This is a genomic window from Microbacterium sp. Root61 (assembly GCF_001427525.1).
GTDB lineage: Bacteria > Actinomycetota > Actinomycetes > Actinomycetales > Microbacteriaceae > Microbacterium.
This window is the reverse complement of record NZ_LMGU01000001.1, coordinates 1013307-1038123: the sequence shown is the minus strand read 5'-3', so window position 1 is coordinate 1038123 and position 24817 is coordinate 1013307. Positions and strand designations below refer to the sequence as shown.

28 protein-coding genes are annotated in these 24817 nt (G+C 68.7%); 15 read left to right on the top strand and 13 right to left on the bottom strand.

What is annotated here, in order from left to right:
- Positions 1 to 171: 171 nt before the first annotated feature.
- Together ASD65_RS05090 and ASD65_RS05085 are read left to right on the top strand one after the other, a co-directional pair.
- The gene (locus ASD65_RS05090; protein WP_082561576.1) at positions 172 to 1521 is read left to right on the top strand and encodes a PhoH family protein; all 1350 of its coding nucleotides are present in this window, start codon (positions 172 to 174) and stop codon (positions 1519 to 1521) included.
- A 154-nt stretch (positions 1522 to 1675) separates the two neighbouring features.
- Positions 1676 to 2254: a hypothetical protein gene (locus ASD65_RS05085; protein ID WP_056219352.1), complete on the top strand. Its 579-nt coding sequence runs from the start codon at positions 1676 to 1678 to the stop codon at positions 2252 to 2254.
- 94 nt (positions 2255 to 2348) lie between these two features.
- Here ASD65_RS05085 and ASD65_RS05080 read toward each other — a convergent pair whose 3' ends face one another.
- The 7 genes from ASD65_RS05080 to xseA are packed head-to-tail and all read right to left on the bottom strand — an operon-like array spanning position 2349 to position 8871.
- Entirely contained in the window at positions 2349 to 3005 is a 657-nt protein-coding gene (locus tag ASD65_RS05080; RefSeq protein WP_056219349.1) for a response regulator transcription factor, read from the bottom strand.
- Positions 3002 to 4522 (bottom strand): sensor histidine kinase, encoded by a 1521-nt coding sequence (locus ASD65_RS05075; RefSeq protein ID WP_056219346.1) that lies wholly within the window; start codon positions 4520 to 4522, stop codon positions 3002 to 3004. The genes ASD65_RS05080 and ASD65_RS05075 overlap by 4 nt, the downstream gene beginning before the upstream one ends.
- A 40-nt stretch (positions 4523 to 4562) precedes the next feature.
- The gene (locus ASD65_RS05070; protein WP_056219343.1) at positions 4563 to 5957 is read right to left on the bottom strand and encodes a class II fumarate hydratase; all 1395 of its coding nucleotides are present in this window, start codon (positions 5955 to 5957) and stop codon (positions 4563 to 4565) included.
- 33 nt (positions 5958 to 5990) lie between these two features.
- Complete coding sequence (locus ASD65_RS05065) at positions 5991 to 6650, bottom strand: carbonic anhydrase (RefSeq protein ID WP_056219341.1); 660 nt, start codon at positions 6648 to 6650, stop codon at positions 5991 to 5993.
- A complete protein-coding gene (locus ASD65_RS05060) occupies positions 6643 to 7287 on the bottom strand; it encodes a DUF4245 family protein (protein ID WP_056219338.1) in 645 nt (214 codons plus the stop codon). Before ASD65_RS05060 ends, ASD65_RS05065 begins: the two co-directional genes overlap by 8 nt.
- Complete coding sequence (locus ASD65_RS05055) at positions 7287 to 7529, bottom strand: exodeoxyribonuclease VII small subunit (protein ID WP_056219336.1); 243 nt, start codon at positions 7527 to 7529, stop codon at positions 7287 to 7289. The genes ASD65_RS05060 and ASD65_RS05055 overlap by 1 nt, the downstream gene beginning before the upstream one ends.
- A 1-nt stretch (position 7530) precedes the next feature.
- Positions 7531 to 8871, bottom strand: coding sequence for an exodeoxyribonuclease VII large subunit (gene xseA / locus ASD65_RS05050; protein WP_056219334.1), 1341 nt, complete (start codon positions 8869 to 8871; stop codon positions 7531 to 7533).
- Between the two features lie 82 nt (positions 8872 to 8953).
- Here xseA and ASD65_RS05045 point away from each other — a divergent pair, with 82 nt between their 5' ends.
- The gene (locus ASD65_RS05045) at positions 8954 to 10015 is read left to right on the top strand and encodes a 4-hydroxy-3-methylbut-2-enyl diphosphate reductase (RefSeq protein WP_156378782.1); all 1062 of its coding nucleotides are present in this window, start codon (positions 8954 to 8956) and stop codon (positions 10013 to 10015) included.
- Positions 10012 to 10683 (top strand): DUF6264 family protein, encoded by a 672-nt coding sequence (locus ASD65_RS05040; protein WP_200948623.1) that lies wholly within the window; start codon positions 10012 to 10014, stop codon positions 10681 to 10683. The genes ASD65_RS05045 and ASD65_RS05040 overlap by 4 nt, the downstream gene beginning before the upstream one ends.
- Before the next feature lie 90 nt (positions 10684 to 10773).
- On the opposite strand, the gene ASD65_RS05035 is transcribed toward ASD65_RS05040, so the two are convergent.
- The gene (locus tag ASD65_RS05035) at positions 10774 to 11334 is read right to left on the bottom strand and encodes a DUF2231 domain-containing protein (protein WP_235566606.1); all 561 of its coding nucleotides are present in this window, start codon (positions 11332 to 11334) and stop codon (positions 10774 to 10776) included.
- 29 nt (positions 11335 to 11363) lie between these two features.
- On the opposite strand from ASD65_RS05035, the gene ASD65_RS05030 reads away from it, so the two are divergent.
- The 3 genes from ASD65_RS05030 to ASD65_RS05020 all read left to right on the top strand — a co-directional run bounded on the left by ASD65_RS05030 (position 11364) and on the right by ASD65_RS05020 (position 13161).
- Entirely contained in the window at positions 11364 to 11870 is a 507-nt protein-coding gene (locus ASD65_RS05030; protein ID WP_056219328.1) for a sigma-70 family RNA polymerase sigma factor, read from the top strand.
- Positions 11867 to 12571 carry a zf-HC2 domain-containing protein gene (locus ASD65_RS05025; RefSeq protein WP_056219326.1) on the top strand — a complete coding sequence of 235 codons (705 nt, stop codon included), beginning with the start codon at positions 11867 to 11869 and terminating at the stop codon, positions 12569 to 12571. The genes ASD65_RS05030 and ASD65_RS05025 overlap by 4 nt, the downstream gene beginning before the upstream one ends.
- 95 nt (positions 12572 to 12666) lie before the next feature.
- Complete coding sequence (locus ASD65_RS05020; protein ID WP_056219323.1) at positions 12667 to 13161, top strand: COG4315 family predicted lipoprotein; 495 nt, start codon at positions 12667 to 12669, stop codon at positions 13159 to 13161.
- A gap of 103 nt (positions 13162 to 13264) precedes the next feature.
- Here the strand turns inward: ASD65_RS05020 and fbaA are convergent, their stop codons facing one another.
- A complete protein-coding gene (gene fbaA / locus ASD65_RS05015) occupies positions 13265 to 14293 on the bottom strand; it encodes a class II fructose-bisphosphate aldolase (protein WP_056219321.1) in 1029 nt (342 codons plus the stop codon).
- Positions 14294 to 14479: 186 nt separating this feature from the next.
- Between fbaA and glpX the strand changes: the two genes are divergently transcribed.
- Positions 14480 to 15469 carry a class II fructose-bisphosphatase gene (gene glpX / locus ASD65_RS05010; protein ID WP_056219318.1) on the top strand — a complete coding sequence of 330 codons (990 nt, stop codon included), beginning with the start codon at positions 14480 to 14482 and terminating at the stop codon, positions 15467 to 15469.
- 115 nt (positions 15470 to 15584) lie between these two features.
- A complete protein-coding gene (locus tag ASD65_RS05005) occupies positions 15585 to 15794 on the top strand; it encodes a hypothetical protein (RefSeq protein WP_056219315.1) in 210 nt (69 codons plus the stop codon).
- An 18-nt stretch (positions 15795 to 15812) separates the two neighbouring features.
- Here ASD65_RS05005 and ASD65_RS05000 read toward each other — a convergent pair whose 3' ends face one another.
- Both ASD65_RS05000 and ASD65_RS04995 read right to left on the bottom strand, forming a co-directional pair.
- Positions 15813 to 17126, bottom strand: a complete 1314-nt coding sequence (locus ASD65_RS05000) for a DNA recombination protein RmuC (RefSeq protein WP_056219312.1) — start codon at positions 17124 to 17126, stop codon at positions 15813 to 15815.
- Positions 17127 to 17179: 53 nt separating this feature from the next.
- Entirely contained in the window at positions 17180 to 17800 is a 621-nt protein-coding gene (locus tag ASD65_RS04995) for an exonuclease domain-containing protein (RefSeq protein WP_056219309.1), read from the bottom strand.
- Between the two features lie 157 nt (positions 17801 to 17957).
- Here ASD65_RS04995 and ASD65_RS04990 point away from each other — a divergent pair, with 157 nt between their 5' ends.
- The 5 genes from ASD65_RS04990 (at position 17958) to ASD65_RS04970 (ending at position 22074) form a co-directional block, all read left to right on the top strand.
- Positions 17958 to 18710 carry a class I SAM-dependent methyltransferase gene (locus tag ASD65_RS04990; RefSeq protein ID WP_056219307.1) on the top strand — a complete coding sequence of 251 codons (753 nt, stop codon included), beginning with the start codon at positions 17958 to 17960 and terminating at the stop codon, positions 18708 to 18710.
- Positions 18711 to 18748: 38 nt separating this feature from the next.
- Positions 18749 to 19360 (top strand): dihydrofolate reductase family protein, encoded by a 612-nt coding sequence (locus ASD65_RS04985; protein WP_056219302.1) that lies wholly within the window; start codon positions 18749 to 18751, stop codon positions 19358 to 19360.
- 67 nt (positions 19361 to 19427) lie between these two features.
- Positions 19428 to 20501 (top strand): redox-regulated ATPase YchF, encoded by a 1074-nt coding sequence (ychF, locus tag ASD65_RS04980; RefSeq protein ID WP_056219298.1) that lies wholly within the window; start codon positions 19428 to 19430, stop codon positions 20499 to 20501.
- 348 nt (positions 20502 to 20849) lie between these two features.
- Positions 20850 to 21203 carry a DUF1801 domain-containing protein gene (locus ASD65_RS04975; protein WP_056219296.1) on the top strand — a complete coding sequence of 118 codons (354 nt, stop codon included), beginning with the start codon at positions 20850 to 20852 and terminating at the stop codon, positions 21201 to 21203.
- A 307-nt stretch (positions 21204 to 21510) separates the two neighbouring features.
- Positions 21511 to 22074, top strand: a complete 564-nt coding sequence (locus tag ASD65_RS04970) for an alpha/beta fold hydrolase (protein WP_056219293.1) — start codon at positions 21511 to 21513, stop codon at positions 22072 to 22074.
- Between the two features lie 50 nt (positions 22075 to 22124).
- On the opposite strand, the gene ASD65_RS04965 is transcribed toward ASD65_RS04970, so the two are convergent.
- Positions 22125 to 22640 (bottom strand): hypothetical protein, encoded by a 516-nt coding sequence (locus ASD65_RS04965; RefSeq protein WP_056219289.1) that lies wholly within the window; start codon positions 22638 to 22640, stop codon positions 22125 to 22127.
- Between the two features lie 49 nt (positions 22641 to 22689).
- Complete coding sequence (locus ASD65_RS04960; protein ID WP_056219285.1) at positions 22690 to 23640, bottom strand: LysR family transcriptional regulator; 951 nt, start codon at positions 23638 to 23640, stop codon at positions 22690 to 22692.
- Positions 23641 to 23802: 162 nt separating this feature from the next.
- Here ASD65_RS04960 and ASD65_RS04955 point away from each other — a divergent pair, with 162 nt between their 5' ends.
- Positions 23803 to 24792, top strand: a complete 990-nt coding sequence (locus ASD65_RS04955) for an ABC transporter substrate-binding protein (RefSeq protein WP_056219283.1) — start codon at positions 23803 to 23805, stop codon at positions 24790 to 24792.
- Positions 24793 to 24817 lie beyond the last annotated feature (25 nt).

Sequence of the window (24817 nt, the reverse complement as noted above, 5' to 3'; positions counted from 1 at the left end):
TTCATCGACGCTTAACGTCGATGTCGCGTGTCTCGCGCGATTCTGTCGGTGCCCGGACGTACCTTCATCTCATCGGGCAGAGCGCCCGGTCGGGTCGGCCTTTCGGACCACGACTCGTGACCCCCTGGTCGACTCGAGACTGCCGGGATACACCCGGGTCGGGAGTGGGTTGTGACCACACGAGCACCAGAGCAGTTGCACAGCCAGGACATCCAGGACGAGAGCGCGCAGGATCTGCGCACCTACGTGCTGGACACGTCGGTACTGCTGAGCGATCCGCGCGCGTTCTTCCGCTTCGCCGAGCACTCCGTCGTGATCCCCCTCGTGGTGATCACGGAGCTGGAGGGCAAGCGGCACGATCCGGAGATCGGGTACTTCGCGCGTCAGGCTTTGCGGTTCCTCGACGAGCTGCGCATCGAGCACGGCCGACTGGATTTCGCGGTCCCGGTCGGCGAGGGCGGCACGCTCCGCGTCGAGCTGAACAACACCGATTCCGGCGTCCTGCCCTCGGGCATGCGACTGGGCGACAACGACAGCCGCATCCTCGCGGTGGCGATGCATCTGGCGCAGGACGGACAGGAGGTCACGGTCGTCTCCAAAGACCTGCCGATGCGGGTCAAGGCGGCCTCGCTCGGCGTGACGGCCGAGGAGTACCTGGCCGAGCAGGCGGTGGATTCCGGATGGACCGGCATCGCGCAGCTGGATGTGTCCGGCGACGACCTCAGCGACCTGTACGAGAGCGACGTCGCGACCAGCGAGCAGGTGCGCGGGCTGCCGGTCAACACCGGGCTGATCATCCACTCCGAGCGCGGTTCGGCGCTGGGCAGGGTCACGGGTGACGGCGCCTACCGCCTGGTCCGCGGCGACCGCGAGGTGTTCGGCCTGCACGGTCGTTCGGCCGAGCAGCGCATCGCGATCGATCTGCTCATGGACCCCGACGTCGGCATCGTGTCGCTCGGCGGCCGTGCCGGCACGGGCAAATCGGCTCTCGCTCTGTGCGCGGCGCTGGAGGCCGTCCTCGAGCGCCAGCAGCAGCGCAAGATCATCGTCTTCCGCCCGCTGTTCGCGGTCGGCGGGCAAGAGCTCGGCTATCTGCCCGGCGACCAGGGCGAGAAGATGGGGCCCTGGGGGCAGGCGGTGTTCGACACGCTCGGATCGGTCGTCTCGGGCAATGTCATCGAAGAGGTGATGGCCCGCGGCATCCTCGAAGTCCTTCCGCTCACCCACATCCGCGGACGGTCACTGCACGATGCGTTCGTCATCGTCGATGAGGCGCAGTCGCTCGAGCGGAACGTCCTGCTGACGGTGCTGAGCAGGATCGGGCAGAACTCCCGCGTCGTGCTGACCCACGATGTCGGGCAGCGCGACAATCTGCGCGTCGGCAGGCACGACGGCGTGGCCTCGGTGATCGAAACGCTCAAGAACCACGAGCTGTTCGGACACGTGACGCTGATGCGCTCCGAGCGTTCGGCGATCGCGGCACTCGTGACCGAATTGTTGGAAGCAGGGGAGCTGGCCTGACCTGACGATGAAGGGCCGGGATGCCGCATCCCGGCCCTTCATCGTCGCTCCCGGGTGCGTATGAGAAGAGTCTCATCAGATCCTGCACCCCTTCTCAGAGAGCTCTGCCACGATTGTCTCTGGGCCGGATACAGGCCCCATGAGATAGGTGGACATGGACGGGCGCACGAAGCTTGCCATCGGTGGCGTCGCCACGCTGGCGATGAGCGTCGCTGTCGTGTGCGCGGTCGCTGTCAGCAATGCTGCCGCCCTCTCCGACACGGCGGGTGCGCCCCTGGCGCGGGCTACGGTTCAGCTGCCGCCGGCGGCCTCGCCGACGGCCAGCAGCACCCCGCAGAGCACCGCACACGGTACGACGGCCCCCGAGACGGTACCCGCCGCCGAACCCGCCGTGATCCCTCCTGTCGCGCCCGCACTCCCGGCCGCCCCGGCAGCGCCCCCCGCACCCGCACCCGCCCCTGTCGCGGATGCCGACGAGTCGAAGATCGCCGCGGACGCGGTGGCCTCCGGTCGGTGGGCGGATGCGCTCGAGTGGGCGCGCAATCACGGGTGGAGCGAGGCCAAGGCCCAGGCCTGGGCCGCCTGGCTCAAGGCCCAGATCGACGACAAGTCCGGCTACGACCGGCATCAGCCACCCGCGAATGCGGGTTCCCCATCCGACGACGACCAATGGTCGAGCGTCGGATCGAAGAAGGACCAATCGCGCGACGTCCCCCCGCGCTGGCGCGATTGATACGGCCGGAGTCCCCGCTCCGAGCCCTTCCCAGCCCCCGGCGTTTCCCCCAACGCCGGGGGCTTCTTCGTGCCTTCGGTGCGGCGGGCGCGGGTCACTCCCAGCGGTAGCCGGCGCCCCGAACGGTGCTGATGTGGTGCGCGCCGAACTTGCCGCGGAGGTAGCGCACGTACACGTCGACGACGTTGGACCCGGGGTCGAAGTCCATGCCCCAGACCCTGCTGAGCAGCTGCTCCCTGCTCAGCACCTGCCCCGGGTGGCGCAGGAACTGCTCGGCGAGGGCGAACTCGCGCGCGGACAGATCGATGTCGCGGCCGGCCACGCTGGCTCTGCGGGCCAGCACGTTCAGACTCACGTCTCCCCATGTGATCGTCATCCCGGTTGAGGCGGTGTTCTCCCGCAGCCGTGAGCGCACGCGTGCAAGCAGCTCCTCGAACTTGAAGGGCTTGGCCACGTAGTCGTTGGCCCCGGCATCCAGTCCGTCCACCGTGTCACGAGTGCTCGTGCGCGCCGTCAGCATGATGACAGGCACCGATGAGCCCTGCCCACGCAATCGTGACAGCACCTCGAACCCGTCCATCGTCGGCAGGCCTACGTCCAGGAGCACGAGGTCGACACCACCCTGCAGGATGACCTCCAGTGCCTCGGCGCCATCCTCGACGATGACGGTAGCGTACCCGGCCGTCTCGAGGCCGCGGCTGATGAAGGACGAGATGCGGCTCTCGTCTTCGACAATGAGGATGCGGTTCACTCGGCGGCCTCTCGTTGGAGTACGACATCGCCGGCCCGCACGGGAGCGGGCAGCGTCTCAGGGGTGCCGATGGGCACGTGGATGGTGAAGGTCGCACCGCCGCCCGGGGTGTCCGTGACCGCGCAATGCCCGCCGTGGGCCTTGCTGATCGCATCCACGATCGCCAGGCCGAGCCCGGAGCCGCCGACCGAGCGTTTGGTCTGTGCCCGGTCGAAGCGCCGGAAGATGCTGTGTCGCGATGCCGGGGCGATGCCCGGCCCATGATCGCGCACCCACAGGCGTACCTCGGTCTCGTCGGCGGCGCTCCCGATCTCGATCGGAGATCCCGCCGGGGTGTACTTCGCCGCATTGTCGGCGAGCTGCAGCCAGGCCTGCAACAGTCGATCCTCGTCGGCGGCCACCTGCGCCTGCCCGTGCGCCTCGATGCGCCACGAATGGTCCGGGATCACGGCGACGAGTTCGCCGACGCGGTCGGTGAGCATATCCACCTCGACGTCTGCCATCGAGAACTGGTCGCCCTCCGCGGCGGCGAGCAGGTCGATGTCTTCGACGAGTCGCGTCATCCGATCCAACTCAGCGATGCCGATATCGCGAGTGTTGGCGACGTCCGCGGCATCCTGGGGATCCATCAGCTCGAGATGGCCGCGCACGATCGTGATGGGTGTCTTCAACTCGTGGCGCACGTCATCCAGCAGCTGACGCTGCACGTCGACGGAACCCTCCAGGCGGTCCAGCATCGAGTTGACGGTGCGGGTCAGGTCGGTGATGTCGTCGTTGCCCTGTGCCGGCAGTCGCGCGCCGAGATCGGCGAGCGTGATCGAGTCGGCGGTGTCGCGCAGCTGTCGGATGGGGGAGAGCAGCCGACCCGCGACGAACCACCCGACGATGCCGATCGCGACCAGCACCGCACCGGCGGCGAGCGAGTAGGTGATGATCGACGTCGTCACCGGTTCCAGCGCCGCGCCGAGGTCGACGGCGCGGATGTAGATGCCCGTCGCGTCGTCGCCCTCCATCGTCACCGGAATCGCGATGTAGCGCAGCGAGCCGTCGTCGGTCATCGCTGTGCCGATCACCGTCTCGCCGGTGAGGGAGGTCTCAGTGATGGCGCGGTCGATGAGCTGGCGATTGGTGGAGATGTCGAATCCGGACAGCGTCTCCGGTCGATAGCGCGCGTGACCGTCCACCACGGCGACCGAGCCCTCGTTCCGCGCGGGCACCAGACGAGCGACGACCGCCTTCAGATAGTCCGCAACGGTGTCGTACTCGGCGGCGATCAGTGGTTCGGTGGCCGTCGTCGTACCCGTCTGCGCCGGGTCCGACGTCTCGTTCTCCGCCCCCGCCACATCGCGCAGGCTGGAGACCTGCGCGTGCAGCCGCTCATCGATCTCGCCCAGCACCCGTTCGCGCTGTACGAGGAAGGTGACACTGCCCACGATGGCCATGCCGATGCACGCCACGGCCAGGATCGCCCCCAGGATCCGGACGCGCGCCGACACAGGTCTGGGCGAGCGAGTCACACGACGATTATCGCGCCGTAATGCTGTGGATACGGCGTGATCAGCCCGGACGGGTCATCGAGAGCAGATCGAGCTTGTCATCCAGCTGCTCGAGAGTCAGATCGCCGCGCTCGATGTAGCCGAGGTCGATGACGGCCTCACGGACCGTGATGCCCTTCGCGACGGAGTGCTTGGCGATCTTGGCGGCCGCCTCGTAGCCGATCAGCTTGTTCAGCGGTGTGACGATCGACGGCGACATCCCGGCGAAGGCGGCGGCGCGCTCGAGGTTGGCCTCGAGCCCGTCGACGGTCTTGTCCGCGAGCACGCGCATCGCGTTGGAGAGCAGTCGGATCGACTCCAGCAGGGCGGTTCCCATGACCGGGATCGCGACGTTCAACTCGAACGAGCCGGAAGCGCCTGCCCACGCCACGGTGGCGTCGTTGCCGATGACCCGTGCGCACACCATGAGGACGGCTTCGGGGACGACCGGGTTGACCTTGCCGGGCATGATCGAGGAGCCGGGCTGCAGATCGGGGATGTGCAGCTCGCCCAGGCCCGTGTTGGGGCCGGAGCCCATCCAGCGCAGGTCGTTGTTGATCTTCGTCAGCGACACCGCGATCGTGCGCAGGGCACCGGATGCCTCGACCAGGCCGTCACGGTTGGCCTGGGCCTCGAAGTGGTCCTTGGCCTCGGTGATCGGCAGCTCGGTCTCGGCGGCCAGCAGCGAGATGACCTTCTGCGGGAATCCGAGCGGCGTGTTGATGCCCGTGCCGACGGCCGTTCCGCCCAGGGGCACTTCGCCGACGCGGGGGATGACGGACTGCACGCGCTCGATACCGAGGCGCATCTGGCGGGCGTAGCCGCCGAACTCCTGGCCGAGCGTGACCGGGGTGGCATCCATCAGATGGGTGCGGCCGGACTTGACGGCGTCTTTCCACAGCTCGGCCTTCGCCTCCAGCGCGACCGAGAGGTGATCCAGCGCGGGGATGAGGTCGTCGATGAGCGCCTGCGTGACGGCGATGTGCACGGAGGTGGGGAACACATCGTTCGAGGACTGCGACGCGTTCACGTGGTCGTTCGGATGCACTGGGGCGCCGAGCTTGCGGGTCGCGAGTGCGGCCAGCACCTCGTTCATGTTCATGTTCGAGGACGTGCCGCTGCCGGTCTGGTAGGTGTCGACCGGGAAATGATCGTCGTACGCACCGGTGACGACCTCATCGGCGGCCGCCGCGATCGCGTCCGCGATGGCGCCGTCGAGCGTGCCGAGCTCCTTGTTGGCGAGGGCCGCGGCCTTCTTGATACGCGCGAGGGCGGCGATCTGCGTCGACTCCAGCCCCTTGCCCGAGATCGGGAAGTTCTCCACGGCGCGCTGCGTCTGAGCGCCGTACAGCGCGTCCTTGGGGACGCGTACTTCGCCCATCGTGTCGTGTTCGATGCGGTATTCGGTGTCGGTCACGTCTGTGTTCCTCCTGAGTGAGACGGCTGAGCGTCAGGCGTACGCGTCCGTTGCGTCGCCCACGATGATGTCGGGTACGGCGGTTCCCTCATCGAGCCGGTAGTTTGCTCCGACGATGGCGAGGCGGCCTTCGGCCACGGCCTCGCTGATGAGTTCTGAAGAGTGCAGCAGTTCGCCCACGGTGTCGCGCAGGTGCTCGCGACCGACGGCCTCGGAGTCGATGCGCTCGGGCACGACACCGTCGACGGTGGACTCGCGCATGACCCGGCGCACGGCCGGCACGATGGGGGAGATGAGCCGCCAGATGTGCGGGGGCAGGACCGGTGCATCGGCGCGGGTGCTCTCGATCGCGGCACCCACCGCACCGCACTCGTCATGGCCGAGGACCACGATGAGGGGCACGTTCAGAACGGCGACGGCGTACTCGAGGCTGCCGATGACGGAGTCGGAGATGACCTGCCCGGCGTTGCGCACGACGAACAGGTCACCCAGGCCCTTGTCGAAGATGATCTCGGCGGCCAGTCGCGAGTCGGAGCAGCCGAAGAGCGCGGCGCGCGGCGTCTGTGCCGCGGCCACCAAGTGGCGGCGCTCGACGTCCTGACGCGGGTGATCGGGTTCGCCGGCCACGAATCGGGCGTTACCGCGCTGCATCTCATCCCACGCCTTGCGGGGGGACGGGCGCTCTTCACTCATTCGACTCCTCGCGCAGTGCGCGTACATCATCGGCGACGGCGGATGCGGCGGTGCGCAAGGTCGCGTCGGAGGCGGATCCGTAGATGAGGACCACGTCGGTGCCGGCCGGGGTGCTGAGGGCAGCGCTGACGTTGCCGGCACGTTCCGGGTCGGAGATCTGGTAGCTGTCCCATTCGATCCCGTCGATCGTGACGGTTTCGTGGACAGCGGCACCGTTCAGCACGCGCGCCGGCCACGCGGCATCCGCATCGAACCCCTGCGCGATGCGCAGGAAGCCGGTCTCGCCCTCCGGGGCGTACACGATCGTCCATGCTCGGGAGGCATTGCCTTCGACCGCGGCGCCGTTGACGGACCACTCGGCGGGTGCGTCGGGGACGATGACGGTGCGGTCGAGTGCGGATTCGACGGATGCCGCGACCGCGGTCACGTCGATCGCTGCGCGCGGCGGTGGGGTGCCACGGGGGACCGCGAAGATCACGACGGCCACGACGGCGACCGTCACCAGCAGGGCGGCGATCAGGTTGCGGGTGGTCTGACTCCCGCGGTACACGCGGGAGGACTCGGCCTTGCGCGCGGCGGTCTCATCCGGGGTCTCGGGGCGGCCGAGTTCGGCTACGACGCGAGGCTCGACAGCCATCACTGCTCCTGACCGGTGGCGGACGTGCGGGCGGCATCGAGGCGGCGCTTGGCGCCGAGCAGCCAGTCTTCGCAGCGGGCCGCGAGGGCCTCGCCGCGCTCCCAGAGCGCCAGGGACTCCTCGAGGGTCGGTGCGCCCTGTTCGAGTTCGGCGACCACGCGGACGAGCTCGTCGCGGGCCTGCTCGAACGACAGAGTCGACACGTCAACGACGTTCTCGTGCGACACGGTCATGCCTTCCATCTTAGAGCGGGCTCCCGGTCGCTCCGGTCGCCGCAGAGTCCTGCGGCGACCCATCGTCGGGTCCGGACGCCGATTCGAGCAGCTCGCCCTCCGAGCGGGCGGCGAGCGATCCGCGGCCGACGGTGACGATGAGGGGGGTTCCGGCGGGGGCCTGCGTGGCATCCCGCACGATCACGCCGCCCGGCATGTGCGCGATCGCGTAGCCGCGCGCCAGCGTCGAGGCGGGGGAGAGCGCGCGCAGGGTGGCCCGCAGCTCACCGGTGCGGCGGGTCTGCACGTCGAGGCGCCGGTCGATGATGTCGCGGCCCCGAGCCACGAGCAGCCACAGCTGCTGCGCACGGGCGTCGAGCATCGACTCGGGCGCGCGCAGCGCCGGGCGGGAGCGCAGCTGCTCGAGCTGGGCGATGTCGTGCGTGACGCGATGAGTGAGCCGCATCGTCAGGCGGGAGCGCAGCTGTCCGACGAGCGCGCGCTGCTCGGCGACATCCGGCACGACCCGCTTCGCGGCATCCGTCGGGGTCGATGCGCGCAGGTCGGCGACGTCGTCGAGGAGAGGGTGGTCGTTCTCGTGTCCGATGGCGCTCACCACGGGGGTGGATGCCGCCGCGACGGCGCGCAGCAGGCGCTCGTCGCTGAACCCGAGGAGCGTCTGCGGATCACCGCCGCCGCGGGCGATGACGATGACGTCGACCTCGGGGTCGGCATCCAGCGCCTTCAGCGCACCGATCGTCTCGGGCACGCAGCGATCGCCTTGCACGGCGGCGTACGCGGTGCGGAACCTCACCTGGGGCCAGCGCAGCTCGGCGTTGCGATGCACGTCCTTCTCGGCATCCGACTTCTCACCCGTGATCAGGCCGATGACCTGAGGGAGGAAGGGGAGCGGCTTCTTGCGGGCGGCGTCGAACAGGCCTTCGCCGCGCAGCTGAACGCGCAGCTTCTCGAGCTTCTCGAGCTGATCGCCGAGACCCACGTGGCGCATGGCGGAGACGGCGAAGGTGAAGTCGCCGGTCTTGACGAAGTAGTCGGCCTTGACGCACGTCACGACGTGGTCGCCGACCTTGAGGTCTTCGGGCAGGCGCTGTCGTGTGCTCGACCAGATGCGGAACGAGATCGTCGCGTCGCTGGAGCCGTCCTTGAGCCGGCCGAACACGTTGCCGCCTCGCACGTTCCAGGACGTGACCTCGCCCTCGACCCAGACCGAGCCCCACTTCTCGACGAACCCGCGGATCGTCTCGTTGAGCCGGGAGACCGACGTCGGCGCCGCTTGGCTCGACTCGCGCGGATGCACGGAATCCGGCGGAGGGGCCTGACCGGGCTGTACGTCCGGCTGGAACGTCGTCATCGGATCCTCTCGGGGGACGGTGCGCGGGGCGCGCGGTGGCCGCTCACGGCCTGCTCACGGCGCCGACGCCTAGACTCAAGGGGTGAGTACACCGGCTGTTCGACTGCCCGTTCCCCGCGTTCCGCGGCGGCGCGAGCGCCTCCAGGATATCGCTGTCGATGGATCGAAGCGGGTGCTGCTGGCCTCCCCACGTGGGTATTGCGCCGGAGTCGACCGCGCGGTCATCGCTGTGGAGAAGGCGCTGGAGCGCTTCGGCGCTCCCGTCTACGTCCGCAAGCAGATCGTGCACAACATCCACGTCGTCACGGAGCTCGAGCAGAAGGGCGCGATCTTCGTCGAGGAGGTCGACGAGGTGCCGCCGGGCTCGCACATCGTCTTCAGCGCGCACGGGGTGTCTCCGGCCGTCGTGGGCGCGGCCTCCGATCGCGGACTGATGGCGATCGACGCGACCTGCCCGCTCGTGACGAAGGTGCACCGCGAAGCCGTGCGCTTCGCGCGCGACGACTTCGAGATCCTGCTCATCGGCCACGAAGGACATGAAGAGGTCGAGGGGACGGCGGGCGAGGCGCCCGATCACGTCACGATCGTCAACTCTCCCGAGCATGCTGATGTCGTCGAGGTCCGCGACCCCTCGAAGGTGGTGTGGCTCTCGCAGACCACGCTGTCGGTCGACGAGACCATGGAGACGGTCCGTCGCCTGCGTGAGCGGTTCCCGCACCTGCAGGATCCGCCGTCGGACGACATCTGCTACGCCACCCAGAACCGTCAGGTCGCGATCAAGAAGGTCGCGAAGGATGCTGATCTCGTGATCGTGGTCGGCTCGGCGAACTCCTCCAACAGCGTGCGCCTGGTCGAGGTCGCGCTCGAGTACGGCGCCAAGGCCGCGTACCGCGTCGACTACGCCGACGAGATGAAGCAGGAGTGGCTCGAGGGCGTCCAGACCGTCGGCGTCACCAGCGGCGCCTCGGTGCCGGAGATCCTCGTGCAGGAAGTGCTCGAAGAGCTCGCCGGTGCCGGATACCGCGACGTCGAGCAGGTGCGCACCGCTGAGGAGGACCTCATCTTCTCGCTCCCCAAGGAGCTGCGTCAGGATGCCTCGGGCAAGCGCGACGAGCGTGCGCTCGGCGGCCGGGGGAACGCGTGACCGAGGAGACGCACGGCTCGCGGGGGAGTGACTCCTCCGGGGACGAGCCCCGGTCGTACGGTACGGATGAACCACGGCCCCGCCCGCAATATGGCGAGTACGCGACTCCCGAGGAGCAGCGGGCCCGGATCCAGTATCCGGATGCGTCCTATGCGATCGAGACCGGGCAGGCGCCCGACCCTGTGGCCAGGGCTGCCGCCGCGGAACAGCTGGCGGCCGGTCGACCCAGTCCCGCGCCGGACTGGATTCCGCTGCCGCCACACGTCGATGCCGCAGCCAAGACGAACCCGGGTCGACGCCGCGTCGATCTGATCATCGCGCTGGCACTGCTGGGCTACGGCCTGGTCAACGTCATCCTGACGATCGTGCAGATCCTGGACTTTCCCGCGTTCGCGCAGCAGTTCATGTCGATCTCGGGCATCGATGGCGAGTTCACCAACACCGCCGCCGGGCAGCTGTGGGGCGGGATCGCCGCGGTCGTCTTCGCCGTCGGCTGGCTGGTGACCGCCCTGTTCGTGTACCTCCGCGCCCGCCGCGGCAAGCGCGTGTGGTGGATCCCGATCGTCGGTGCCGCCGTCACGTTCATCCTCTTCACCGTGTGCGTCACGGTTCCGCTGATGGGCGACCCCGTGATCTTCTCCTTCTTCTCCACCCCTCAGCAGCCCTGACCCTGCCCCACTCCCGCGCCCAGGCCCGCGAGACGGAGCGCGGCTCGCAGACTGCGGGATCGGTTCGCCGAGCCGGCCGCAGCCGACCGCTCAGCCCGTCAGTAGGCCGCCCCACACGGCGCGCGCGCCCGATTCGCCGATCAGCAGCAGCACCGTCATGGTGCCCGCACCGACGACGACGCTCAGTACGGCCAGGATGACGGATGCCGCGCGCGCGGCCCCGGGCGCCCGCGTGCGCACATCCTCGGCGAAGAACCGGAACCACACCCACTGCGCGGCCGTGACGATGAACAACGCGATCGTCCAAGGGAGGAGCATTCGGCCCAGCGCCTCGTGGTGCAGGACCGCGGGGATCGGCCCCACCTCGTCGCGCAAGGACTCGCCGGCGAGCACCGTGATCGGCACCAACACGAGCACGGCGAGTGCGGCGAGTGGTGTGACGAGGCCGAGCCGTCGGCGAGCCGCGGGCCAGAACGTGCCGAGCAGCAGAGCGAGGACGGTCAACGGCGTCAGGACGACGACGACGTGCACGATCAGCGGATGCAGCGGCAGGCCGGCGATCTGGAAGAGGTCGGTGTGTGGCGTCATACTCTGAACAACGGCGGCGGGCATCCGCGGGTTCACCCGCACGGTGAACCGATCGTGTTCCATCGTCGTTCTCCTCATGAGGAGGTGGTCGGATGCCACCCGACGACGATGCGCGCCTGGGCGCTCTGTACGACGCCCACGCGGCACCGATCTGGCGATACGTCGTGCGCCTCACGGGCGACCGTGCGGCGGCCGATGACGTCGTGCAGGAGACGATGCTGCGCGCCTGGCGAAGCCCTCGCATCATGGAGCAGGGGCCGAGCTCGACCCGATCATGGATGCTGACTGTGGCGCGCCACATCGTGATCGATGAGGCACGCAGCGCCCGGCGCCGGCACGAGATCGTCGTGGAGGAGACCCCCGAGGTCGCCCGCGACGATGGCTCCGACGCGCTGTTCTCGGCCATGATCGTCGAGGACGCGCTCGCGGCACTGACTCACGAGCACCGCGAGGTCATCGTGCGCGCATACTTCGGCGCTCGCAGCGTCGCGGAGGTCGCCGAGGAACTCGGCATCCCCGAAGGGACCGTCAAGTCCCGGCTGCACTACGGACTGCGTGCCCTGCGGCTCGCCCTGCAGGAGAAGGGAGTGACGCGATGAATCCCGATCACGCGCATTTCGCGGAATGGGACGCCGCATACGTCCTGGGTGCCCTGTCATCCGCTGACCGCCGCGCATTCGAGCAGCACCTGGAGACGTGCGACACGTGCCGCCGCGCTGTCGCCGAGGTGGCACCACTGCCCGGGCTGCTGTCGCGGGTCGATGCCGACCGCGCGCGCTCGCTGACGGGCGACGAGCCCGATGGGGTTGGTCTGCCGTCGCCGACGGGGCGCGCCGACGTGGTTGCCGCCGCGCGGCGGGCGCGGCGTATCCGGCGTAGCCGTACCTGGTGGATCGCGGGCGTCGCTGCGGCGGCGGCCATCGCCCTCGCCGTCGCCATTCCGTTCGCAGTGGTGCAGTCATCGTCCACCGACACGCGCGACTTCGCGCTCGCCGCTGTGGGAGACATCCCGCTCACCGCTGACGTGGCGCTGACCGGAGTGGGATGGGGCACGCGCATCGAACTGGACTGCGCGTACCCGGAGGTCGAGGGGCTGGACGTGCCCGATGGCGGTTGGCCCTACGTCCTCGTCGTGACCGACGAAGACGGCGTGAGCGAGACGGTGTCGAGCTGGCGTGCGTGGCCGGGGGCGTCGGCGCGCCTGAGCGCCGCCACGGCGCTCGACGTCGACGACATCCGCTCGATCGAGATCCGCGCCGCGGCGACGGGAGCGGTGCTGATGCGCACCGATGTCGGCTGACGCGTGAACCTTGCCCGCCGCTGCGTCGTGTTCCCTTCGACCGCATTTCGCGATCACTGGACACCGGGGCCGCGGTCCCGGGGAAGGGATGCGCCATGTCCTCGAAATTCACCGTCGGGGTGGCCGCCGCCGCGCTGCTGTTGATCCTGTCGGGCTGCACCGGAACGACGGGCGGCTACACCGGGCCGGTCGATACGCCGTCGGCCAGTGAACCCGCCCCATCGCCCGCGGCTGCGGACGCCGAGCTCACGACCGCCGACTCGTCGCTGGGCGAGATCGTCGTCGACGGAACCGGGATGACGGTCTACATGTTCGACAAGGACACGCAGGGAGCCGGCGCCAGCACGTGCGCCGGTCAATGCGCTGCGAACTGGCCCGCGGTCACGACCGACTCGACCGAACCGGTGGTCGAGGGCGTCACCGGCGAGATCGGCACGATCACCGGCCTTGACGGCTCGACGCAGGTCACGCTGAACGGCTGGCCGCTGTACTACTACGTGGGCGACGCTGCCGCAGGCGATGTCAACGGCCAGGGCGTGCAGGACGTGTGGTGGGTGCTGACACCCGCGGGGGAGCGCATGGCCGGCTGAACGCGGCCCGCGTCTCGCCAGAGGGCGCGACGCACAAGGGCCGAAACAGCGGATGCCTCGACCCGTGGGGGTCGAGGCATCCGCTGTTTCGCAGCAGAAGCGATCAGCCGAGCGACTTGCCGGCCGAGCCGAGCTGGCGGGTCGCCTCGACGACACGCACCGCCATGGCGGATTCGGCGACCTTGCCCCAGGCGCGCGGGTCGTAGGCCTTCTTGTTGCCCACCTCGCCGTCGACCTTGAGCACGCCCTCGTAGTTGGAGAACATGAAGCCGGCGACGGAGCGCGTGAACGCGTACTGCGTGTCGGTGTCGATGTTCATCTTGATGACGCCGTTCGCGACCGCCAGGGCGATCTCTTCCTGCGTCGAGCCGCTGCCGCCGTGGAAGACGAGGTCGAGCGGCTTCGGACCGGTGCCGAAGCGCGCCGCAATGCCGGCCTGGATCTCGCCGAGCAGTTCGGGGCGCAGCTTGACGTTGCCCGGCTTGTAGACGCCGTGCACGTTGCCGAAGGTGAGGGCCGAGATGTAGCGGCCGTTCTCGCCGAGTCCGAGGGCCTCCACGGCCTTCGTCACATCGGCGACCGTCGTGTAGAGGGCTTCGTTCGAGCCCTCGTGCTCGACGCCGTCCTCTTCGCCGCCGACGACGCCGATCTCGACCTCGAGGATGGCGTTGATGTTGCGCAGGCGGGGGAGGAGGTCCTTGGCGATCTCGATGTTCTCATCGAGCGGGACCGCCGAGCCGTCCCACATGTGGGACTGGAAGATCGGGTTGCGGCCGGCCTTGACCTCTTCTTCGGATGCTTCGATCAGCGGCATCACGAAGCCGGGAAGCGCGTCCTTGGGGCAGTGGTCGGTGTGCAGGGCGACCGTGATCGGGTAGTTCTTGGCGACCTCGGTGGCGAACTTGGCGAAGGCGAGAGCGCCGGTGGCGCGAGCCTTGACGCTCTGGCCGGCGAAGTAGTCTGCGCCGCCGGTGGTGACCTGGAGGATGCCGTCGGATCCCGCCTCGGTCAGGCCCTGGAGGACGGAGTTGATCGTCTGCGAGCTCGAGACATTGATCGCGGGGTAGGCGAATCCGCCTGCCTTCGCGCGGTCCAGCATGTCGGCATATTGCTCTGGGGTAGCGACGGGCATGTCTGCTCCTAAGTCGTGGCGGGCTTCGTTCTCCAGTCTACCGAAGGGCGTCAGACGGGTCGGATGCGGCGATCGGCGTGCACGTTTCGTCCGCGTTCTTCGTCTCTGTAAAGAACGTCGATTCCTTCGGGCCGAGATGCCCTTAAGGCGCCGGTGAAGCGCATCGCCGTGGCTACTGTGGGACGTATGGTGAGCATCACGGGGGACATGAGCCCTCTGCATCCCGACCGAAACCTCGCACTCGAACTCGTTCGTGCGACTGAAGCGGCCTCGATCCGCGCCGTACCCTTCATCGGGCGCGGAGACAAGAACGCCGCCGACGGCGCCGCCGTCAACGCGATGCGCGCCTTCCTGTCGACGGTGAACTTCGACGGAACGATCGTGATCGGCGAGGGCGAGAAGGATGACGCCCCGATGCTCTTCAACGGGGAGAAGGTCGGCAACGGCAAGGGCCCCCGGTGCGACGTGGCCGTCGACCCGATCGACGGTACCTCGCTCACCGCGGCGGGGCGCCAGAACGCACTGTCGGTCATCGCCGTCTCGGACGCCGGGACGATGCTGGATGCCTCGACCGTGTTCTACATGGACAAGCTCGTGACCGGCCCGGCGGGTGTCGGCGTCGTCGACATCCGGCTGCCGATCGGCGAGAACATCCGCCGCCTGGCGAAGGCGCTCGGTAAGCCGGTCGACGAGATCGTGGTCTCCGTCCTGAACCGCCCGCGTCACGAGAAACTCATCGAGGACATCCGCGAGGCGGGCGCCGGCACCCGCCTGATGTCCGACGGCGATGTCGCCGGCGGCATCAACGCCGCACGGCACAACGCCCGCACCGACATGTGCGCCGGGATCGGCGGCAGCCCGGAGGGCATCGTCACGGCATGCGCGATCAAGGCGCTCGGCGGGCACATCCAAGGGCGGCTCTGGGCGCGCGACGACGACGAGAAGCAGAAGGGCGTGGACTCCGGGCTCAAGATGGACGGCTACGTGTATGAGGCCGACGAGCTCGTGACCGGCAAGAACACGATCTTCGTCGCGACAGGTGTCACCGATGGCCAGCTCGTCGCCGGCGTCAGCCGCGAGGGCGGCTACGTCTACACGGAGAGCGTCGTGCTGCGCGCCGCCTCGGGGACCCTGCGACGGATCTCGTCCGAGCACCTCGTGTCGAAGTGGCTGTAACGCGCTGAATCCCTCGGGCGAGCCGATCTGTGATCGCCCAGGCTTCTCTGGCACAATCGAAGGCGGAGTCAACGGCGACGCAGTCAATCAGTTCGAAGCCCAAGGGGGATGACCGATGTCCGCACAGGTGGGTGGCTCTGCGCCGCAGACCGGCGCGCATGCAGTGATCGCCGATGCGGTGGATCCGGCGCGACGGCCCGATGTTCTCTTCCGCGTACGCCGCGATGAAGGACACCAGATCAGCGCGTGGTGGATGATCGGCGCGTTCGTCGGCGTGTCCGCCGCGGTGATCCTGCTGTTGAGCTTCGTCCCCGGCGGCGCGTGACCGAACCCTCCTTCGGCGCTAGTCCGGCGGAGGCGTGAGTCGATCGCGCAGATCGCCCACGTCTGCGGTCAACGGCGTCTCATCGTCGGTAGCGAGATCGTCGGTGTCGAGGCCTGACAGCAGCTCCGGAGCGGTGAAGCGCCGCGGAGCGCTCTGGATCAGCGACGGCGCGGCGAGGGCGTCGAGCTTGGTCTCATCGATGCCCGGGAAGCGGCGCGCCGTGACGAGCACGCGGGATTCGAGCGAGCCGACGAACCGGTTGTAGCTGTCGACGGTGCGCTCCAGCGCGCGCCGCAGGTCGTCTGCGTGACCGGCCAGGCCGCCGAGCCGTTCGTGCAGCTGCGTGCCGAGTTCGAACAGAGCACGTGCCTCCTGAGTGACGTCCTGCTGCGTCCACGTATAGGCGACGGTCTTCAGCACCGCCCAGAGGTTCACGGGGGAGGCCAGGGCGACGCGCTTGCCGAACGCGTAGTCCAGCAGCGACGGGTCCTCCTCCAGCGCGGCGGCCAGGAGGGACTCGCTCGGGATGAAGCAGACGACGAATTCCGGGCTCGAGTTCAGCCCGCGCCAATACGTCTTCTTAGCCAGGGCATCGACGTGGGCGCGCACGGCCTTGACGTGGCGCTCGAGCAGGAGCTTGCGCCGCGCGCCCTCCTCGCCCTGCGCGGTGAGCGGAATGGCGGACGCCTCGAGGTAGGCGTCCAGCGGCACCTTCGCGTCGATCGCCAAAGACTTGTCGCCGGGCAGTCGCACCACCATGTCGGGACGGCCGGCTCCGGCATCCGAGGTCACCGAGGTCTGGGTGTCGAAGTCGACATACCGCGTCAGGCCGGCGGACTCGACGACCCGGCGCAGCTGCGTCTCGCCCCAGACGCCCCGGGTGCTGCCCGACCGCAGCGCGCCGGCGAGCGACTCGGTGGTAGCCCGCAGCGCCTCGCCGGACTCGTGCGTGCGCCGCAGCTGTTCGCTGACCGCTCCGAACTGGTTCTGGCGGTCGCGTTCGAGGTCGTCGACCTTCTGCTGCATGGTCTGCAGCGTCTCCTGCACGGGTGCCAGGGCCCGCAGCACCGCCTGCTCGCGTCGTTCGCGCTCCTCGCGCGCGGCTTGGTCGGTGCGCGCCTGGCCGACGAGCTCGCGGTACAGCGCCACCTGTCGATCGAGCTCGAGCCGCAGCGCGTGCCCGGCGGCGTTGGAGGCCGCCAGCTGGGTCGCCAGCTCGGTGCGGTCGTTCGCGGCGCGGGCCGCAGCTCGGGCGCCGCCGGCGAACCACCCGGCGAAGACGCCGAGGACGAGGCATCCGATCACGACGGCGGAGAGTGCGAGTGGGTCCATGCGTCCAGGATGACGCCCACCCCCGACATCGCGCGGGAGACCCGCGGTCGGCGTCAGGCGACGGCGGCGACCGGCAACGCGGGCACCGGCATCCCCTCGACCTCGGACACGCGGATCTGGGAGACCCGGATGCCGAGGATCTCGGCCATCGAGGAGATGTCGGCCGCCCCGACACGGCGGGCGGCGTCGATCATGATGTGCGCGCAGGCGAGGGCGTCCGCGGTCGCGTCGTGGTGCGGGAAGTCGGTGAAGCCCGCCTCGGCGGCGACCGACGGCAGCCGGTACGAGTCGAGGTCGTAGACCTTGCGTGAGACCTGCAGGCTGCACGCGTAGCGGTACGGTGGGCAGCTGTCGCCGGTGGCCTCGCATGCGCGGCGCAGGACGGTCATGTCGAATCCGGCGTTGTGCGCCACGAGGATGTCGGCGCCGGCGAATGCGGCGATGTCGCCGAGCTGTTCGCTCCAGGTCGGCGCGCCGACGACGTCCTCGGCGTACAGGCCGTGGATGCCGCTGTTCAGCTCGAAGAAGCGATCGTGTCCGGGCGGCGGCTGGATGAGCCAGCCTGCGGTGGCCACGACCCGACCGTCGCGCACGCGCGTCAGTCCTACGGCGCAGGCGGAGGCGCTGCTGGAGTTCGCCGTCTCGAAGTCGATCGCGGTGAAGTCCAGTGGCACAGTTCGAGCTTCGCCCGCCTGCGCCGCGGCCCGCCTGAGGCGCGCCGCGCGGAGCGGAAGCAGTCGGTCCGCCGATCGCGCGCGTGCCGCCTGAGCTGGTGCACGGCCGCGTGAAGCCGCGCGCCTGCGTCCGAAGGCAGCGTCGTAGGCTCGAGCCATGGTCAGCCGCGAAGACATGTCGACGTCGTTCGGACGCGCAGCCGAGGAGTACCAAGCCGGACGGCCGGAATACCCCGCAGCGGCAGTCGAATGGATGCTGCAACCCGTCGTCCGCGCCGACCATCGCCCGCGCGTGGCCGACGTCGGTGCCGGGACGGGCAAGCTCACCCGCGCGCTCGTGGAGGTCGGGACCGAGGTCGTCGCGGTCGATCCGGATGCCGAGATGCTCGCTGCCCTCCGCACCGACGTGCACGGCGTGCCGACGTTCGTCGGGACCGCGGAGAAGCTGCCGCTGCCGGACGCGTCGCTCGATGCCGTCGTGCTGGGGCAGGCATGGCACTGGGTGGATCCCACCGCAGGGTCCGCGGAGGTGGCTCGTGTGCTGCGCTCCGGCGGTGTGCTCGGGCTGATCTGGAACATCCGCGACGACCGTGTGCCGTGGGTCGCGCGCATGACCGAGATCATGCACGGCAGCAACGCCGAGATCATGATCGCCGAGGGCGGCCCGCACATCGAGGCTCCGTTCGGCGATCTCGATGCAGCGAAGTTCGAATGGTCGCGGCCGATGACGGCCGAGCGACTCCTGGCCATGGCGCGTTCGCGCAGCTACCTCATCACGGCGGCCGACGCCGATCGCGCGCGCATCGAGGGCGCGCTGCTGACGCTGTTCGCCGAGCTGCCGGAGCTCGCCGACGGCGGTTCGATCGATCTTCCGTACATCACGCACGCGTTCCGCGCGGTCCGGCCGTAGGGCTGACGCCAGCGCCTTCGCGGGCTAGCGTGTCGGGCATGCGCACGCTCACCGTCTGCAACTTCGTCACCGTCGATGGCCGGTACGAGGACGACGACCATGACATCGCGTCGTTCTTCGAGCACCATCATCCGGACTACGACGGTGCCGACACATTCGACCATTACACGACCGGACTGCTGCGCGAGTCCGACACCGTGCTGCTGTCGGGGCGGCGGTCTGCGCTCGGCAACCTCGGATACTGGGCGGGGGTGCGGACCAACCCGGATGCCACAGCCATCCGTCGCGAGTTCGCCGAGCTGTTCCTGACCGTCGAGAAGATCGTCGTGTCCGACACGATCACCCCGGCCGATCTCGAGCCGTACCCGAATACGCGGATCCTCCCGGTCGCGGAAGCCCGCGCCGAGGTCGCAGCGCTCAAACAGGGTGCGGGTCGCGGCATCCTGATCCTCCTGGGCCGGCTGCTCTGGAATCACCTGATGCGCGCGGGGCTGGTCGATGAGCTGCATCTCGTGACGTTCCCGCTCATCGGAGGTGGGGGAGTGTCCCTCTTCGACGGGCGGCCCGCGGTCGCGCTGAAGCTGGTCGAGACCCGCACGTGGGAGGAGTCCGGCAACGTGCTGATGCGCTGGCGCGTCGACCCCGATTGACTGCCACTGCTCGTGCGCCGGGTCGAGCCTCCGGGTGAGGGCGCCCACCCACGTAGACTGGCTTCCCGTGGCTCTCACTATCGGCATCGTCGGCCTGCCCAACGTCGGCAAGTCCACCCTGTTCAACGCTCTGACCAAGAACGACGTGCTCGCCGCGAACTATCCGTTCGCGACGATCGAGCCCAACGTCGGGGTGGTCAGCCTGCCCGATCCGCGGCTCGAGAAGCTCGCCGAGGTGTTCGGCTCAGAGCGCATCCTGCCCGCGACGGTGTCGTTCGTCGACATCGCCGGCATCGTTCGCGGTGCGAGTGAGGGTGAGGGGCTCGGCAACCAGTTCCTCGCGAACATCCGTGAGGCCGACGCGATCGCGCAGGTCGTCCGCGGGTTCGTGGACGAGGACGTCGTGCACGTCGAGGGTGCGATCAACCCCAAGAACGACCTCGAGACCATCAACGCCGAGCTCATGCTCGCCGACCTGCAGACCCTCGAGAAGGCGGTCCCGCGTCTCGAGAAGGAGGTCAAGGGCAAGAAGGCCGACCCGTCCGTGCTCGAGGCGGCCGTCGCGGCGAAGGACGCGCTGGAGCGCGGGATCCTGCTCTCGCACTCCGGACTGGACCTCGCGCCCATCAAGGAGCTCGGTCTGCTCACCGCGAAGCCCTACATCTACGTGTTCAACGTGGATGAGACGGTGCTGACGGATGCCTCGGCGAAGGCCGCTCTCGAAGAGTTGGTCGCTCCGGCACATGCCGTGTTCCTGGACGCGAAGATCGAGTCCGAGCTGATCGATCTGGACCCCGAGGACGCGGCCGAGCTGCTCGCCTCGACCGGTCAGGAGGAGTCCGGCCTCAACCAGCTCGCACGCATCGGCTTCGACACGCTCGGGCTGCAGACCTACCTCACGGCGGGTCCGAAGGAAACGCGTGCATGGACGATCCCCCAGGGCGCGAAGGCGCCGCAGGCGGCCGGCGTCATCCACACCGACTTCGAGAAGGGCTTCATCAAGGCGGAAGTCATCTCGTTCGCCGATCTGATCGACGCGGGGTCCGTGCTGGAGGCACGCCACCGCGGCAAGGCCCGCCTCGAGGGCAAGGAATACGTGATGCAGGACGGCGACGTCGTCGAGTTCCGCTTCAACGTCTGACGTACTCCCCGGTCGGCTGTCACGTCCGGCGTACCGGCCCCCACGATCGGCACCCCGGTCCCACGACCGGCATACGGCGTCGGCGGCGAAAAGACTGCTCTGTTTCGCACCTGGGTCGGTGAGGTCGACGAGTCGCCAGGCGGCGTCGGGACTGGTGGCACACGGCGGTGGAAGGCAGCTACTCTGGCACCGGTGGCTCGCGCCACCGATCGCACTTCCACATGCAGACCATGTGAATCATTGCGGAGAGGCCTGAGCTGATCAGGACATGTCCGGGTGGGGTGCGGCGCATCCATGCGCCGACTTCGCACCGCCGATACTCGAGATCGGCTGACGGAAGGACCTGACATGTCAGTGAAGGACGAAAAGAACCTCGCCCAGGTGATCGACAAGATCGCGACGATGGAAGAGCCTCGACGATCGACCATGCACCGCGTGCACGAGGTGATCCTCGCTGCGGCGCCTGTGCTCAAACCGAGGATCTGGTACGGGATGCCCGCCTACGCGACGTCCGCGAGCTCGCCGGCGCTGGTGACCCTGCGCAACGACGAACGCCTGAATCTGGCGATCACCGAGAAGGCCGATTTCAGACCCGCGGGCGGTCAGGACGGGGCGTTGATGCCGGCGGCCTGGTATTTCGAGTTCCTCGATGACGATACCGAGCGCCGTATCGTCGAGATCATCCGTTCGGTCATGCTCTGACCATCGCGCGGCGGGCTTCCCCGACGACGACGCTCGGGAGCGCGCCGTCGGGGAGTTCGCCGCGAGACCCGCTCACGACCTATCGAGTCCTTGCGAGCGATCGGGTGATCAGCGGCGACGGCGAGGTCTGCGGTATTCAGGTCGCCGGACTGGATGATTCCGGGTACGGCGGGCGCATTGTCTATTCTTGAAACCTGGCCTTTCGGCGCCATGGGTCTGCGCGATCGCGCGCCGAGACGCCACCATCGCCGCGACGTCGTCGAGGCGAGATGCGCCGTCTGAATCCGTACGTGAGAGGACTCCCGACATGACCGAACCCCAGATTTTCGAGCCCGAAGGCCGTGCCATCCCGTTCGTCGTCGAGGGAGAGGGGCCGGTGTCGTTGGTGCTGCTGCCCGAGGGAGAGATCAGGGCCGACGGGCTGGGAGTCATCTCGCACTACCTCGTCGAGGAGGCGGGGTTCCACGTCGTGCTGATCGGTGCCCGAGCGGCGTCGGCCGGTGCGGACGAGCAGGTTGACGACGTGGTCGCCGTGTTGGATCACCTCGGTCTAGAGCACACGTGGATCGGCGGACACGGCGCCGGCGGAACCGTGGCCCGCGCGTTCGCGGCCGCCCACCCCGAACGGTCTAACGGGCTCCTGTTGTTGGGCGTCGAAGAGACGCAGACGCCCCTCACCCCGCTCATCCCGGTGTTGATCATCCAGGGCGCGGACGACGAGATCACGCTTCCGGCCAACGGCGACGCGCTGCAGGCCACGGCCCCCGAACGTGCCTCCGTCAAGACTCTCGACGGTGCCGGCCATTCGTTCCCGCTGACGCATCCGATCGAGACCGCGTTCATCATCGAGGAGTACCTCGACTGGGACTGAGCCTGCGCTGAAGTGCTGGCGGCCCGGTGTCGCACCGTGGCGGAGAGGCTTCAGTGGCCGACCATCGCGAGGCATCCGCCGTCCATGATGTAGCCGCCGACCTCGACGGTCGCCGCCTCCGCGGTGACGCCCCCGAAGATGCAGCCTCCGCCGGCTACCGCCGCGCCGAACGCGATGGCGCCCTCGGACCCGGTCGTCTGGATGTGCTCCTCGGCCACGCCCGCGGCGGCGAGTGCGGCCCGGACGGCGTCATCCGTCAGCTCGGCACCCGATGAGCGCAGACCGGTCAGGGCTGTGGTGACGGGCTCGAGCAAGGCTTCCCCGGCGATGCGGCCGGCTTCGGGCTGGGCCATGCGCTCCCGGTAGGTCTCGTTCGAGGCCATGTTCTGCTCGGGGTCGTACACGACGCAGCCGGCCGGCGGCTCGACGCCCGGCTGTGCGGCGACAGCGCACGTGGGGGTGGGTGACGCGCTCGAGGCTGTGGGCGTGTCCGCAGGGGACGCGCACCCGGCGAGGACGACCGCGAGAAGCATCACCGCGGCGCATCCGCTCAGGGCTGTGCGCATGTGTCGGCTCCGTTCGTCGGGGGAGTCAGTCCCGAGAGCGTAACCCGCCTCACGCGGGAAGGCGGGAAGCGACGTCGGTGCTCGACCCGGTCGGAGGAGACCAGAACTGCGGCGGCGCGGAGTGCACCGCCGTCACGATGGCCTGGTGAAACCAGCGGAGGGCGGCGCTTTGCGGGCTCGTCGATCGCGAGTAGAGCCTGACATGGATGGGCGCGAGGTCGACCGGAAGCGGTCGCGTGACCAGCGGCCACATCGGCATCCAGTTCTCGGCAAGGCTTGACGGGACGACGGTGATCCACGGGCCCGCATGAAGCAACCCCGGCAGTGCCGATGTGTGGCCGACCACCAGCTCGGGGGTGATCCGGACGCCCGCGCGCTCCAGCGCCGCTTCGACACCCGGCGCCGCCGAATCGCTGGATGTCATCAGATACCGGGCGTTCGCGAATGACTGCCGCGTGATGGACTTCCGGGTCGCGAGCGGATGGGTCGCGGACATGAGGAGCACGTAGCGCTCGGACTTGAGGATCGGCCCGGTGAACTCGCCCGGTGGTGGTGTCGAGGCGATCGCGAGGTCGACCCGTCCGCGCGCGAGCCATTCCGGAAGAGCGCGCACGTCCAGGGGGACGACTTCGACTTCGATCCCGGGAGCGGAATCGGCGAGAGCTCGCAGGATGGTCGGGAGGAACCCGACTTCGCCCAGTTCGGACAGAGCGAGTCGGAACCGGTGCTGGGCTGTCGCGGGGTCGAAGTCTCGGAGCGCGGCGACGGCGGATTCCACTCTGCTGAGGGCGGCGTGGAATTCGGGATAGAGCGTATGTGCGGCCGGGGTGGCGCGGAGCGCCCGACCGTCTCGGCCGAAGAGCTGATCGCCCAGTTCGCGTCGCAGCCGCGTCAGGGACTGGCTGACGGCTGATTGCGTCACGAATAGGCGCTCGGCCGCGGCCGTCACCGTTCCCGTTTCGTAGACGGCGACGAAGACCTTGAGCAGGTTGAGGTCCATGCGTGTCCACCGAGTCTTCCCGATTGCCAGTACGTATTAGTGACGCTAATGCATCACTTAATAAGTCGTAAGTACCGGTTGCAGATTGGGTATCGCATACTTGCCGGAGTCGTCGGCGATGGAGCCGGCGGCGGAACACGTTCGATCAAGGAGGCTCGACAGATGACGAAGCGATCATGGATGGCGCGGCTGGTGACAGCCGCCGCCGTCGGCGCGGTGACGACGACTGTGCTGGCAGGGTGCTCTTCGGGCGATCAGGCCGCTCCCGCACAGAGCGGAGACGCGGAGATGCGGACGGTGAATGTGGCAGTTCTGCCCACCTCGAATATGGCGGCCGTGTACCTCGGCGAGGCGGAAGGCTTCTTCGCCGACGAAGGCCTCGACCTGAACATGACTACGGTCGGCGGGGGAGCGGAGATGATCGCCGGCCTGCAGGCAGGTTCATTCGACTTCATTGTCGCCGGCTATGTGCCGCTCTTCGCTGCGGCCGCGAACGGGCTGCCCTTGGCCATCATCGCGGCCAACGATGTCGGTGGCGGGACCCCGGATGAGGAGTGGCAGGCGCTGCTCGTCGGGGCGGACTCCACGGCGAAGACCGCAACCGACCTCGAGGGCGCCAAGATCGGTGTGAACGCGCTCAAAGGTGTGGCCGAGGCGACGATCCGCGCATCCCTCAGGCAGCAGGATGTGGATGACACGACGGTGCAGTTCGTCGAGATTCCGTTCTCCGAGGTGCCCGCAGCACTCGCCAACGGCACCGTTGACGCCGCGTTCGGCTCTGAGCCCTTCATCACCGGCACGCTGGCAGACGGGGGGCGAGTCATCGACACCCCGTCGTACAACCTCGGCGCCAACTTCCCCAACGGCGCGTGGGCGACTTCGGTGGACATCACCGAGAACGAGGCAGATCTCGTCGATCGGTTCACGAGGGCGATCACCGCATCGATCGAGTTCGCGGCGGAGAACGACGACGCGGTCCGCGCGATCCTCCCGACCTACACCGCGCTGACCCCGGAGTTGGCCGAGCAGATCCGCCTGCCGATCTTCCGATCCGCGCTCGACCGGGCACAGCTGGACACCCTGGCCGATCTCCTCGTCGAGTTCGAGGTCGTGGCCAAGGCGCCCGACCTGGATCAACTGATCCAGGGCTGAGGAACAGGCTCATGACCGCGCCGCC